The sequence below is a fragment of the Microcoleus sp. AT8-B5 genome (genome assembly GCF_036705565.1).
Classification (GTDB): domain Bacteria; phylum Cyanobacteriota; class Cyanobacteriia; order Cyanobacteriales; family Microcoleaceae; genus Microcoleus.
On sequence record NZ_JAUBUY010000007.1, the window covers coordinates 101,975 to 115,949 of the forward strand.

A 13,975-nucleotide genomic window follows, 5' to 3' on the forward strand; every position below is an offset into this window, starting at 1 on the left:
ACAATCGGGGCATTGCATTGGGTAATTTAGGCAGGCTTGAAGCTGCGATCGCCTCTTTCGACAAAGCCTTAGAATTAAAACCCGATTATCACGAAGCCTGGAACAATCGGGGCATTGCACTAGCTAATTTAGGCAGATGGGAAGAAGCGATCGCCTCCTGCGACAAAGCCTTAGAATTCAAACCCGATTATCACCCAGCATTTTATAATAAAGCTTGCTGCTATGCGTTACACAGTCAGATTGACCAAGCAATTCATAATTTGCAGCAAGCCATCAATCTGAATCCTGACAATTGGCGAGAAATGGCAAAAACGGACTCTGATTTTGACAGCATTAGATCGCACCCTCAATTTCAAACCTTGATTCAAGGATAGAGATTTGTCGTTTGGTGGGGGCGGGTTTATGAGGTTGTTAGTTATTGGCAGAAATTGTTGGCGAACCCGCCCCTACAGCATCACAAATACACACTATTTCTTAGTCCGCGTAGGCGGAGATTGTTTGTGTAGATGCGGTTTCAACCGCCTGGTTATCTGAATAAATAGTACAATTAAACTTAGATACTTCTCGGAGACAACGACTATGCAAGTCACAACCCAAGAAATCATTTATCCTTCCAGCGACGGTCAACCAATGGCAGAAAGCACAATTCAATACGAATTAATTGTCAAAATCAAAGAAGGTTGCGAATCGCTGTTTAAAGATGACCCAAACATTTTTGTTGCTGCCGATTTACTGTGGTATCCAGTTGAGGGGAAACCGGAAATTTCTCAAGCACCTGATACGATGGTGATATTTGGGAGGCCAAAGGGCGATCGCCTTTCCTACATACAATATCGAGAGGATAATATTGGCCCTCAAGTCGTTTTTGAGATTCGATCCCATAACGACAGCAATACTAAAATGAATAAAAAACTTTCATTTTACCAGCGTTATGGAGTTGAGGAGTATTACCTTTACGATCCACAAAGAAATGAGTTGGAAGGTTGGCAAAGAATTGAGGGAAATTTAGAAGTTATTGAGCCTATGGAGGGATGGATTAGTCCGAGATTAGGTGTGCGATTTGAGTTGGTAGAAGATGGGTTAGAAATTTATCGACCTAATGGAGAAAAGTTTCTTTCCTATGCGGAATTAGAAGAAGAGAGGTTATTAGATCGTCAGCGCCTACAACAAGAGTCTCAAAGAGCCGAACAAGCCAATCAAAGAGCCGAACAAGCAGATCAAAGGGCCGAACAAGCAAATCAAATTGCTCAACGTTTAGCAGCTAAATTGCGCGAATTGAACATCGATCCAGATAGCATTTAACCCCGAATAAATGCTCAGAAGCCCGGTTTGTTTGAAAAATGTCGTTTGTGGCGATCGCGGTTATTTGTGCTTTTAACGTAATCCTGTCAGCCCGATCGCCCTTTCCTATTTTCTACGCAGTCAATCGATTTTGGATTTTAGATTTTAGATTTTAGATTTTAGCATTGACCCCACGGATAAATTCGGGGCCTTGTATCCTGGATGGTTTCGGTCAGCTCAAAAAAATAGTATTAATCTATACCTACCAATCCCAGCTCTAGAATTATAATAAAAAAAATTGAAAAAGTCCCCAAATTCCTGTAAAATTGCCATAAATAACCAAATAGGATCGATCGAAAGCACTCAAAGGCGAAAAAGATCGCATATAAAAAAGAAAAGAATCAATTAGACAGAAAATAATGAGGTGAAACCCCTTGCAAAAATTAGCCAGCATAGAAAAGCCGATCGACTCAGGGGAAAAATCCATAGCAGTCAACACCCAAAAGGCTCAAACCTGGTACGAACGCGGCAACGCCCTAGAAGCAATGGGACGCTTTCAAGCTGCGATCGAATCCTGGGAAGAAGCGATCGAACTTGAACCAACATTTTATGAAGCCTGGTACAACCAAGGCGTAGCCCTCAAAAAATTGGGCCAGCTAGAAGAAGCGATCGCAGCCTACAACCAATCCCTAAAAATCAAACCAAACAATCCCCAAGCGTGGTACAATCGAGCCAACGTTTTGCGGAAGCTCAACAGACTCTCAGAAGCGATCGCATCCTACGAAAAGGCGATCGCACTCAACCCCAGCTACCCCGAAGCTTGGACGAACCGCGGCAACACCCTCGTCAGCTTAGAAAAATTATCAGAAGCGATAGCCTCCTACGAGAAAGCTATAGCCATCAAACCAGACTACTGCGAAGCTTGGTACAACAAAGCATTTGCCCTGAGAAAATCAGACCAAAATACAGCCGCGATAACTTCTTACGACAAAGCGATCGAACTCAAACCAGACTTGCATCAAGCCTGGTACAACCGCGGCTTAGCCCTAGCCGATGAAAAACTCTACCCGGAAGCCGTCGCCTCCTACGACAAAACCCTGCAACTGCGGCCGAATTCCGCCGAAGCTTGGAACAAACGCGGCAGGGCGATCGCACAAATGGGACAATTTGAATCAGCGATCGCATCCTGGGACAAAGCCATCGCACTCCACCCAAACGACAGCGAAACCTTTTACAACCGTGGCTTAGCCTTCGCCAACTTACAACGCTTTGATGAAGCAGTCGCCTCTTGGGACAAAACCGTAGAGTTGCAGCCAGACAACACCGAAGCCTGGTACAACCGCGCCATCGCCCTCAAAAAAATTCAACGATTTGCCGAAGCGATCGCCTCCTACGATAAAATCATCGCACTCACACCCGACGATCCAAACCTTTACTATCAAAAAGCTTGCATTTACGCCATGGAAAAAGAAGCAGGCGAGCTCACAAACAGCCCCGAACTTGTAGCTACCAGCATCCGGCTGGCGATCGAAAACTTATCCAAGGCGATCGAACTCAATCCGCATAAATACCGGAAATTGTGCAAAAATGACTCTAAATTGCGTACAATACGGGAAGAAGTGCGGTTTTTAGCTTGATTTCAGGGTAGCTATGATTGATGGATACGGATGCCGCACTGCAACCTTTGTAGGCAAAACAGCACCATAAACCCCCATCATGCAAACCCTAGACAAAACTCAAGCAAAATTCGCTCAACTGGCAGCCCACCTCAGAGAAGTTAACGACATCGAATCAGCCTCGTCGCTGCTGCATTGGGATCAATCAACTTATATGCCGGCCAAAGGTGCAAATGCCAGAGGCCGCCAGTTGGCTACTCTCAAACAAATATCCCACGAAAAATTTACAGATCCAAAAATAGGTGAACTCCTAGAAGACTTGCGTTTCTACGAACAAACCCTGCCCTACGACTCCACCGCAGCCAGCCTGATCCGCATCGCCCGCAGAGACTACGATCGCGCCTCCAGAGTCCCCGCAACCTTCATGTCCGCACTCTGCCGCCACCAAGCCGACTGCTACGAAGCTTGGGCCGCGGCCAGGGCAGCCAACAACTTCGCAGCCGTTGAGCCGTATCTCGAAAAAACCCTAGAATTAAGCAGGCAATACGCCGATTTTTTTCCCGGCTACGAACACATTGCCGATCCTTTGATCGATCGTAGCGACTACGGCATGAAAGTATCGCTGTTGCGCCCGCTTTTCGCCAAACTGCGTCAAGAATTAGTGCCGATAGTCGAAGCCATCACCTCGCAACCTCCCGCCGACGACTCCTGCTTGCACCAAGACTTCCCAGAATCCCAGCAACTAGAATTCACTCGTAAAGTCGTAGAACGCATGGGGTACGACTTCCAACGGGGACGGCAAGACACCACCCTGCACCCGTTCATGACCAACTTCTCCATAGACGACGTGCGAATTACCACCCGCGTCTATGAAGACCACTTGGATCAAGCTTTGTTCAGCAGCATCCACGAAGCCGGACACGCCCTCTACGAACTCGGAAATTCCCCGGAATTTGAAGGTACCCTTCTGGCAGGTGGCATTTCCTCCGGCGTCCACGAAAGTCAATCGCGACTTTGGGAAAATATGGTCGGGCGCAGCCGCGGTTTTTGGGAATGTTTCTACCCGCAACTCCAAGGCATATTTTTGCGACAGTTGGGACACGTATCCACTGACGCATTTTACCGGGCCATTAACAAAGTCTCGCGATCGCTCATCCGCACCGATGCCGACGAAGTAACCTACAACCTCCACGTCGCCATCCGCTTTGACCTAGAATTGGCAATGGTAGAGGGAAAACTAGCAGTCCGAGACCTCCCTGAAGCCTGGAACGAACGCTATAGAACCGACATCGGCGTTGTCCCCGCCACAGACAGCGAAGGCGCGATGCAAGATGTTCACTGGTATGTTGGTACGATCGGCGGAATGTTCCAAGGTTACACCCTCGGCAACTTGATGAGCGCCCAATTCTACGAAACAGCAGTAAAACTCAATCCTGAAATTCCCGTAGAAATAGAACGGGGCAATTTTAGCGTACTCCACAACTGGCTAAAACAAAACATCTACCAGCACGGCCGTAAATACACCGCTGTCGAATTGATCGATCGCGTTACCGGTTCACCTTTAACTATCGATCCCTTTATCCGCTACATTCGCCACAAATACGGGGAATTTTATGTCATTTGAGGGATAGCAATGTAAAATTGCAGGCTTTTAAATTACCTAAAAAAAACAGGCGATACTAACTTGTATCGCCCCCCCTTAGAGCGAATCTCAAAGAAGATATAAAATTAAGCGGCTACCTATATCAGAACTGTTTCAGGCTGTTATGGCCAGCGACAAAAAATCCGACTTGCCTCAGTTTGCCAGCAATTGACGCGCTTTGGGCAACAAATATTTGCTGCGAAACGATATAGTTAACACTTTTGTTGCCTACTGCACCAAATAGGAAAAGCCCGAACAGTTTTATCAATCTTCCCTAAATTCAACGTAGTGCCGCCGGGAGTCAACGAAAGTGTCTACTTTCCCTACACGCGGATAGAAGACCGGGTGCAAGGCGATCGCGATCGGCCGGGCGAACTGCTGTTTACTCTAGAAGACCCCGAACAAGTCTTTGGATAACTCGACGATCCGCACAAGCGCCCTTTATTTTCGATGGCCCGGCTCGATCGCATTAAAAACCTGACCGGCTTAGCAGAATTGTTCGGAAAAAGCCAGGAATTGCAAGAAAAATGCAACTTAATTCTAGTAGCTGGCAAACTGCGGGTCGAAGAAACCGAAGACTACGAAGAAGCAGAAGAAATTAAAAAACTCTACGCAATTATCGACCAATACAACCTTCACGGTAAAATTCGCTGGCTGGGAGTGAGGCTTTCCAAAAGCCTGTCCGGCGAAATCTACCGGGTAATCGCCGACACCCAAGGTATATTTGTTCAGCCAGCATTATTTGAAGCTTTCGGCTTGACAATTCTCGAAGCAATGATTACCGGGATTCCCACTTTCGGGACGCAGTTTGGCGGCCCGCTGGAAATCATTCAAGATGGCGTAAATGGGTTTTATATCAACCCGACCAACCACCAGGAGACTGCCCAAAAAATTCTCGACTTTTTATCGAAATGCGAACACAATCCCAACTATTGGTATAAAATTTCAACGCGAGGAATTGACCGAGTTTACAGCACCTATACCTGGAAAATTCACACTACCAAGCTGCTGACGCTGGCGCGGACTTACGGTTTCTGGAACTACTCGTCCAAGGAAAACCGCGAAGATATGCTCCGTTACATAGAATCGCTGTTTTATCTCATTTACAAGCCGAAAGCGAAGGCTTTATTGGCAGAACACGCTAACCGATAAGTCGCGAGTTTTGCTTTTTATATCAAATCCGTTGGTATCGGAATTATTCCTCTCTCTCTTCCCTTTCTCTGTATCCTCTGCGTCAAGAGGGGTTTAATAATTCCGATACAACTGAGATGTTGTACTATTCTCAAAAACAGGCTTTTCGGCCTGTTCCACAAGAGATGAATTTTATTGTGGAACAGGCCGAAAAGCCTGTTCCTAAGCAAGTAATTGAGAATGGTGCAACATCTCAGATACAACCGAAATTGATATTACGGGGAGATTAAAGGAAAAAACTTCGCCTTTCATAGATCAACTTTGTACAAAATACGCCTGTCAAGATTTGTGAATGACTGCCGACTTTGTACCATAAGACTGAGGCTAAAAGATGTGGTTTATACGAAAATATGGGCTTTGGTAACGAAACATCTCGGAATCAATCGGCTTTATTAGGAATAGTGCGAACCGGCTCCTACTTCTAACAGGTAACTTCCAACTCGCAACTTCTGAATGGTGGTTTCCCCATTGCCGAAATTCTAGAGACCGGGGCAGATATAGCAACCGCGCCAGACGCTTAGAACTTTCTTAATGGCCTAAACCAATGCGGTCTATTACCCCTTCCCTCGGACTTCTTGTTACCCGATCGCGAAGTCGAAAGTCATTCTTCCTTCTTGCTTCTGCTATATGTCTCAGAAAGCTGTCCGGGTAATACAATTAGATTTAGAAACATGAAAACAGGGAAACCTTGTCAAACCTTACCAACAGGATGAAATTTATGCGTGTGACTACTGTTACGATTTTCAGCTTGATTGCTCTGCTCGCTCCCGGCTTAACCCGAAAGGCAATTGCTGCTTTTGACTCCGAACCCTTGGTGCAGGAAGAGTACCGCAGAGACTTTACGGCTCCCGCCGAGCCGGGTTCGTCAGCATCGCCGGAGGGAAAGTCCAAAGCAGATATGTTTAACAAGCCTTTTTACGCGGGCGAGCAGGCGCCAGTCAGAAAGGAAAAAACTATCTCGGCGGGTGCTGACGGGCCAGAAGTTGCAGCCATACAGCAGCGCTTGCAGGTGCACAGTTTCAAGGTGGGGACGATCGACGGTACCTATGGCTCTCGCACTACATCGGCGGTTCGTGCTTTTCAGCAGTCTAAGGGTTTGAACGCAGATGGCATTGTGGATAAAGAAACTTGGACAGCTTTAGCAGCAGATCCGGCATCAGCTTCTGAAACTGTGCAGAGCAATGCTCCAACTCTGAGCAATGCTGCTGTTGCCGGCAATCCTCCAACTCTTCTGAATAAAGGCGCTGTCGGTTCCAAGGTGAAGACGCTACAGGTGCGTTTGGAAATGCAGGGTTACGATCCGGGCCCGATCGACGGCATTTTTGGCGCTCGCACTGCTACGGCTGTCAAGAGCTTTCAGGAGAATAAGGGTTTGACCGCTAGCGGCATGGTGGACGACACAACCTGGAAGGCGCTGGGCCAAAAGTAAGCGACGAGTGAAAAATACGGAAAATTGCTGTGGCGATAACTCATGATTGAACCCGGTGTCCCAAAATGACCGGGTTTCTCGATGTTGAGCGATCGAGCAATTTGGTCATCAGCCTGCGGATTTATCAGTGGGTCGCTTTCTTCAATCTAAAATCTAAAATCTAAAATCTAAAATCGATGTTGGGCGATCGAGCTATGGGGTCATCAGCCTGCGGATTTATCAGTAGGTCGCCGTATTCAATCTAAAATCCAAAATCTAAAATCTAAAATCGCTTGACCGATCGCTCTGTTGTGTGCTATAGTATTTAAATGTCAAAATGCGGATATGGCGGAATTGGCAGACGCGCCAGATTTAGGTTCTGGTTCCGAGAGGAGTGAAGGTTCAAGTCCTTTTATCCGCATACTATCTAATACTTTATAAATCAAGGGTTGGAGGTTCATGGAACCAAGAATCCCGTTTTTTGCTCATGTTTCGCTGACTCTTGCGAGTAAGGCGGTCGATTCAAACACTCTGTGCGATCATCGCAATGTTCGAGCATTTGCGTACCCTTGACTGTGATGTTTTAACTTCTGATGATGCCGATCGGGCGAATCAAGGGATTCCCGATCACGAGTAGAATAGTAGATGGCTAAAACAGGAAGTTTAGATATGGGACTTAATGAGTATTTTGATTTCTTAGCACCGGATGATATTCGTATTAAAGGACATCGCATCGGGATTGAGACGGTACTGTATGAGTATATTTATCGGGAACGCACCCCAGAAGAAATTCAGCAACTCTATCCCTCTCTCAGTTTAGCAGAAGTTTATACGACTATTTTGTATTATTTACAAAATCAAGAATCAGTAAGTAGATATTTGCAAGATTGGTTGGAGTGGTCGCATCAGCAGCGAAAAATGCAAGCAGCAAATCCCCATCCTGCAGCAGAAAGATTGCGAAAATTGAAAGCTGAACGGGAAAGGCAAACCGCGATCCAGGGTGCTTGAGGAATGGCACTTAAATATTTGATGGATGAGAATGTTACGCCCATTTATGCTACACAGCTTCGCCGGAAACGCCCCGATTTAGTAGTTTGGGCAGTGGGTGAAATTGGTACACCCCCAAAAAGCACCCTCGATCCGGAGATTTTGGTGTGGTGTGAGGAGCATAGCTTTATTTTGGTGACAAATAATCGCAAGTCAATGCCCGTGCATTTGGTAGATCATCTGGCTAAAGGTTGTCATATTCCAGGGATTTTCGTTTTGAATCAGGATTTAAGTATTGGGCAAAATATTGAGGAATTGATTTTGATTGTTGATGGTTCGTTTGATAACGAATACCAAGACCGAATCATTCATCTCCCCTTAACATAAATCCACACTCCGATCGCGATCTAGAGAATGCTTGGCGTTAAGCTGTTCGGCATTTAAAGGGCTTGCGTAAGGTGCGTCAGCATCTAAGGTTTTCCGTTTCAGCGTAAGGGTTCTAGCTGACGCACCCTACTAGCCTCGTTACTGGTTTAAATGCTCCACAGCTTATTACGATCGCCACCACCAAGAAATCGATCGCCTCATTGTTGCTCATCAAACCGATGATTGAAAGCGTGAGGCTGTATTAAGAGTGAAATTTTGCGATCGCAATCAGATGATGCGCGGGTGGCCAGAAACCGGGTTTTTGCCCAGAAGACGCCATGCAGCCGTAGAAACCGGAAAAACCCGGTTTCTTGGGTTTTTCTCCGTAACTCCTATTTGTGGAGAAGCAATTTCCCTCGCCGATTTTTATCTTAACTTTTTGAGTTTCTTCAAGTGCGATCGCCTCAAATTTTCCACCAACTGCCGCAACTGGTTCAAATTACCCGCTTCGCCGCCATACTTCCAGCGCACGTAAGCTTGCGAAACTTCATCAATCACCTCAGCTTCATCAGTTGCATGATTACCGCGCATAGCCTCAGCATACTCCAAAGGCGTTTGAGCTTTCTGCTTGGCAAAACCCCTACTCGCCAAATCCTTCAACATTTCCTGATAAACCCCCTCCACCGGCGGCAACTTCGCCAGCCAGCGGCGGTGGCGCCACTTGCGCCACAGTTGCCAAATTAACCAGCCAATAAAGCCAAAGGCGATCGCAGCAATCAAACCAGTAAATAACCCCACCCAACCCCTAGCAAACTGTCCCAGAAACCAGCCCACAATCAAAGTTATCCAGCCAATTAGAAAACCTATAACTGAATCCAGCCCGCTTCTGAGAGGAGTCGGTAGCCAACCCGCGATCCACTTCCAAAACGATTCCAGCGCACTAAAAGTCTGGTTGTCTTCCACCGAAGCCGGAATCAGCGGATAACCGGGAATCGGATTAAAACCAAACCAGCCGTGATTGGGAAAATATACCTCCGTCATCAAAAAAGCGTCGGTATTTTTCACAACGTAGTAACCAGTAAACGGGTTAAATTCCCCCGTATCGAAGCCGCCCGCCAGTCGCGCCGGAATCCCGATCGATCTCAGCATAATTGTCAGTACCGTCGAAAAGTGGTCTGGATATCCCCCTGTAACTTTTTTGCCGCCCTGGGTGTTTTTGTAGCCAAACAGAAAAGCCTGGACTAAATCTTCACCTTCTTCTAAGTAAGGCAAAGCTTTTTCAATTTTGTAATTCGGATTTTGCTTTAAATATTGAGCCAAATACAAAGCTTTTTCGTAAGGAGAATCTATCGGTCTTTCCGACTGAGATACTCTAGTTCTTGCCGCCAAGATTTCTTCAGTTTTTTCGCGCACCTTTTGGGCAATTTCCGGGGGTACATCCAAATAAAACTTGCGAATATTTTTCGGGTAATCAGTACCAGTTTTACCTAACAAAGAGCGATCGCGAAAAGGCACATTAGAAATCACCGTATAAGTCACACCCTCTCCCAATGCCGCAGGCGCTCGCAAACCCCCCTCCGCATCAATCGCCACCTCTGGACTCGGAAAATAAAGCTCCTTCGGCTTGTTTAAAGCTGGAATCAAATTCGGCAACTGAGCGACAATAGTATAACTTTGAATCACCTCTTGAGTCCGAGGCGCATTGGGAAAAGGATTCAGATAAAATTGATAAGACCACCTAGGCCGAGTAAGCTTTTGAGCTTGTTCGTTGCGAGAAATTTCCCAACCCTGACCGGTGTATTTGTCAAAGCCTAATACCCGCCAAAAACCCGCAGCCTGCGATCGCACCCGCATCACCACTTCTGGTTTCATTTCCCCCCGCAAATTTTGATTGATGCGCTGGTTGAAACCGTAATAAAAAGTAGAGTCTACCTCTCCTGGCCCAGAGTCTGGGTTTCTCCCCGTTCCTCCGCCAGTTCCTTTTTCATTTCCCCCTCTAACATACCCTGGATTCAGAATGCTGCGCTCGTCAAACTCCCCCTGATATTCAATAGGAGCACTCACCGGAAAAGTCCGCAACTGATAGCCAGGGAGGCGTGGCAAAAACGCAAAAATAGTCAGCCCCAACCCGACAGTTATCAGTAGCAGCCAAGCAAAATACTTTGGGGATAAAGTAGCCGCAAATAGCGACAGGCTATCATTTTTCCCTTTACCTTGTGCTTTTTCGCCAATGGCTTCTGGCTTCAAAAATCCCAAGCGCGATCGATAATCCAAAACCAAAGTCGGAAGCGCTAAAGCCAAAAACACCAACAATAGCGGCGCAAAAGTCAAGGTTTGGCTGAGAGTCGCTGCTACCCCTAACAAAATTAGCCCGATTACCATCGAATAGCCCAAATCCTTGCGGCGGGGCAAATCGAAACTGTGCAGCACTTGAAGTTGGATTAACAGTTGCGCCAAAACTAACCGCGTATCATTCAATTCTCCCACCAAGCGGCTAAAAAAAGCGAACAGCGCCACCAGCATTCCAATAGCTATGCAGAACTTAGCAGCTACATTGCGATCGCGGCGGCGGTACCAACTCCAAGTTGCTCCCACAATACTAACAGGCACAGCCCACAGGTTCAGGGCTTCTTCAGCAGCAACGTCAGTAGCTACAATCCCCACAATTACCAACAACTGAACTAGGATTCGCAGCAGCAAAGAATCCTCAATCACCGGCGGAGGCATGGCCTCAATCTGCTCCCACAGCTTACCCAACACAGGTATATTTCGCAGGTTATCAGTTGTCATGTGCACCCATCCAACTATTTTAGATTTTAGATTTTAGATTTTAGATTGAATCCACAGATAAATCTGGATTTTACCTAATATCTAAACCTTATTTCTCGGTCAAACCATTTTAGATTTTAGATTTTAGATTGAACCCACAGATTAATCTGGGTTTTAACTAATATCTAAACCTTATTTCTCGGTCAAACCATTTTAGATTTTGGATTTTAGATTGAATCCACAGATTAATCTGGGTTTTAACTAATCTCCAAATCTTATTCCTCTGTCATTAGATTTTAGATTTACTCCACAGATGAATCTGAGGGCTTGAACTAATATCTAATTTTTTTTTGCTTTCTACGACCGAACTCGAGGGATTGCATCTGTTTTGTGTGAGGTCAAACCACAGAGTAAAAAGCTAAATTCTTTACTCTAATTATACCTTTCTAGTTGCTATCTTGTCCTGTCCAAATTGGACGAATAGCAAACATCAAAGGTCTGGTATCGAAGTTTTGGAATCGAACTTCTAGAGCATAAGTCTTGTTAGGTTGCGGGTCAAACAACTCCACACTTAAATGCCCGGAATTCGGACGATGTGCAGTTGCTTCGGCATCTCCTCCCTTGAGTTCCAAACTTCCTGCCCCCGGAAATTGGCACTCAACTCTTAAACACGGCATTGGCTGTTCTCTGTTGCGGTTCGACAGATATTGAGCCTCCAGAGTCAGCGCACCCAAACCAGTCAGCCACTCCCGCGAAACCGGTGGCTGATTTACAGGACAATCGAGAGTTAGAGACTCAATGATTTCCTTGGCTGCCAACAGCGACAGCACCATTTGTTGATCGGTACTCGCTGCTTCGTAATTCGGGAAATCTTCTAAATCTAGAAGTCCCCGCAAAGAACCTCGGAGCACTAAACCAGCTAACTCGTTGAGTTCCTGAGACTGGCCCGGAAATAAGCCATCTACAGCGCGAACTAACTTCGATCCTTGCCGCAGCGACGACATTACCAATTCCTGACAAGGTTCTAGCAGTTGAGCAAAAACCCCTTGGGCGATCGGAATTGGCAGGCGGCCCCACCTGATATTTTGTAGTTGGGGAGTCCAGAGGTGTAGGGGGGGAACCCATTGCGGGGCTACATCGTCTGGGTAATCGTGGTCGTAGCTTTTGAATTCTGTTTCCCAGGGGAACAGCGGCGGGTTAGATTCAATTTCGGCTCTAAGCCTTTCTTTTAACAAGGTCTGAAAACGGTCTTGCACGGTCGGTATTTCTCCAATTGTCAGCGGTTGTGCGGGTGCATTGCTGTGCGCCCCCACTTGATAGTCCAGCGGGTCTGGTTCGTCCCATTCCCAGTATTCCACCCCGGAATTGTCTTCTGTGTCGCCCCACTCTTGTGAGCGAGGGGATGGATTGAGGTTTTCCTCATCTTCGCTAGAGGCATTCGCGATCGGCGCCTGCAATATCCAGTCTAAAAAATGGCGATCGAAAGCCTCTGCATCCCTGTTCGTTTCGTTATTCATCACTAGATGCCCCTTCTCCGGAATCTGAACGATTTCGCAATTCCCACGCAAGTTCCAGCAATTTAAACCACCGCTTCTGTACCTGGGCTACCGTGCTACCCAGGGTTTGGGCGATCGCTGACTCTGACAGACCCTGTTGTTTCAACTTTAGCAAACGCTGTCCCTCTGGGCCAATTTGCTCGCCAAACGCCTGCCACTGAGAAGGCAGCAAACCCAAATTGCGATCTAAGTCTGCTTCCAGCCACTGGTGAACGAGTTCCCAGCGGTGCGACATGGCGAACCTGAGCAAATGGTACTTGAAGCGCTGCTGTAAATAGTCTCTTTGGCGGGGAGTTATGCCCAGAAGCGACTCTATTTCATTAGTCGGCAAGTCTTGCAAGCGCAGCACGAAGTAATCGGCGCAGTCTTGTTGATTGCGCTCTTTTAAGTAACCCACTAATTCGTCAATCACGTTTTGCCGCAGAGATTCTGACTCGTCGCCTTGGGGGCGAATTGCCGCCGAACCCTGTCCGGCCATCGCTTCCCGCACTGAGTACACCGAGGTGTCGTTCCAAGTTTGGTCGGAATCTGAAGCCCCTCCCTCGGCGGCTTGTTCCATATCTACGGAGGTTTCTTTCGGCTGCTGCTGGGAAAAGGTTTGGGCCCGTAAAATAATTAGTTGCTGGCTGCGGTTCCGAGGTAAAGGAATGCGCCGCTTGCCGAAGCGCTCTACAAAGGCCATGTACTCTGCTAGTTCTAAGCGAGTGCGGGGACTGTAGGTGACGGGTAGTTGGGTTTCCCGCCGGAATGCCTTTAAAGCTTCCAGATAAAATCCTTGCAAAAAATCTTTGATCAGTTCTACTCGCGCCTGATAGCTAGACTGCACCTGCGGAGGGGTGATGTAGCGATAGACGATCGCGCTGAGGGTACTGTGCAATTCTACTCTACCGGGCCCGGAGCCTAAATTGTAATAGTGGAGGCATTGTTGCAAGCGGTGCTGAGCGAGGGTCTGGGCTGAACCTTCTATATCTCCAGAGGATTGAATCCGCTGGCTTTCAGTGCATATCCTGTTGACTTCTGCTGCGAGTCGCCCTGCTACATCTTGGCAGTTCTGCTCAGACGCGCGAGTGGACTTTTTGAGTTCGTCTAACAGCCGTTCAAATATGGTTTCCACGCTCTGGCAGATTTCCCGCATGATGGTTTACAGCTAACATTGACA

The 13,975-nt window shown here is 47.0% G+C and carries 12 protein-coding genes and 1 tRNA gene; 10 read left to right on the forward strand and 3 right to left on the reverse strand.

Annotated elements, in window-relative coordinates; translation table 11 throughout:
* From QUB39_RS07330 to QUB39_RS07370, 10 genes are all read left to right on the forward strand, one after another.
* A partial coding sequence (locus QUB39_RS07330) for a TPR end-of-group domain-containing protein (protein WP_333240449.1) occupies positions 1–374 on the forward strand: 374 nt, incomplete at its 5' end.
* Between the two features lie 205 nt (positions 375–579).
* A complete protein-coding gene (locus tag QUB39_RS07335; protein ID WP_333208324.1) occupies positions 580–1,302 on the forward strand; it encodes a Uma2 family endonuclease in 723 nt (240 codons plus the stop codon).
* Between the two features lie 413 nt (positions 1,303–1,715).
* Positions 1,716–2,918, forward strand: a complete 1,203-nt coding sequence (locus QUB39_RS07340; protein WP_333232200.1) for a tetratricopeptide repeat protein — start codon at positions 1,716–1,718, stop codon at positions 2,916–2,918.
* Between the two features lie 79 nt (positions 2,919–2,997).
* Positions 2,998–4,521: a carboxypeptidase M32 gene (locus QUB39_RS07345; protein WP_333053243.1), complete on the forward strand. Its 1,524-nt coding sequence runs from the start codon at positions 2,998–3,000 to the stop codon at positions 4,519–4,521.
* Between the two features lie 285 nt (positions 4,522–4,806).
* Positions 4,807–4,956, forward strand: coding sequence for a hypothetical protein (locus QUB39_RS30540; RefSeq protein WP_445299463.1), 150 nt, complete (start codon positions 4,807–4,809; stop codon positions 4,954–4,956).
* 33 nt (positions 4,957–4,989) lie between these two features.
* A complete protein-coding gene (locus QUB39_RS07350) occupies positions 4,990–5,691 on the forward strand; it encodes a glycosyltransferase (RefSeq protein WP_445299462.1) in 702 nt (233 codons plus the stop codon).
* A 757-nt stretch (positions 5,692–6,448) separates the two neighbouring features.
* Complete coding sequence (locus tag QUB39_RS07355; protein WP_333232202.1) at positions 6,449–7,159, forward strand: peptidoglycan-binding protein; 711 nt, start codon at positions 6,449–6,451, stop codon at positions 7,157–7,159.
* 318 nt (positions 7,160–7,477) lie between these two features.
* A tRNA-Leu gene (locus QUB39_RS07360) sits at positions 7,478–7,559 on the forward strand.
* A gap of 224 nt (positions 7,560–7,783) precedes the next feature.
* Entirely contained in the window at positions 7,784–8,146 is a 363-nt protein-coding gene (locus tag QUB39_RS07365; RefSeq protein WP_445243027.1) for a DUF433 domain-containing protein, read from the forward strand.
* Between the two features lie 3 nt (positions 8,147–8,149).
* Complete coding sequence (locus QUB39_RS07370; protein ID WP_333053246.1) at positions 8,150–8,512, forward strand: DUF5615 family PIN-like protein; 363 nt, start codon at positions 8,150–8,152, stop codon at positions 8,510–8,512.
* 405 nt (positions 8,513–8,917) lie between these two features.
* Here QUB39_RS07370 and QUB39_RS07375 read toward each other — a convergent pair whose 3' ends face one another.
* The 3 genes from QUB39_RS07375 to hetZ all read right to left on the reverse strand — a co-directional run bounded on the left by QUB39_RS07375 (position 8,918) and on the right by hetZ (position 13,951).
* Positions 8,918–11,281, reverse strand: coding sequence for a DUF3488 and DUF4129 domain-containing transglutaminase family protein (locus tag QUB39_RS07375; RefSeq protein ID WP_333232204.1), 2,364 nt, complete (start codon positions 11,279–11,281; stop codon positions 8,918–8,920).
* 425 nt (positions 11,282–11,706) lie between these two features.
* Complete coding sequence (locus QUB39_RS07380; RefSeq protein ID WP_333053248.1) at positions 11,707–12,777, reverse strand: hypothetical protein; 1,071 nt, start codon at positions 12,775–12,777, stop codon at positions 11,707–11,709.
* The gene (gene hetZ / locus QUB39_RS07385) at positions 12,770–13,951 is read right to left on the reverse strand and encodes a heterocyst differentiation protein HetZ (RefSeq protein ID WP_333053249.1); all 1,182 of its coding nucleotides are present in this window, start codon (positions 13,949–13,951) and stop codon (positions 12,770–12,772) included. Before hetZ ends, QUB39_RS07380 begins: the two co-directional genes overlap by 8 nt.
* Positions 13,952–13,975: the final 24 nt, after the last annotated feature.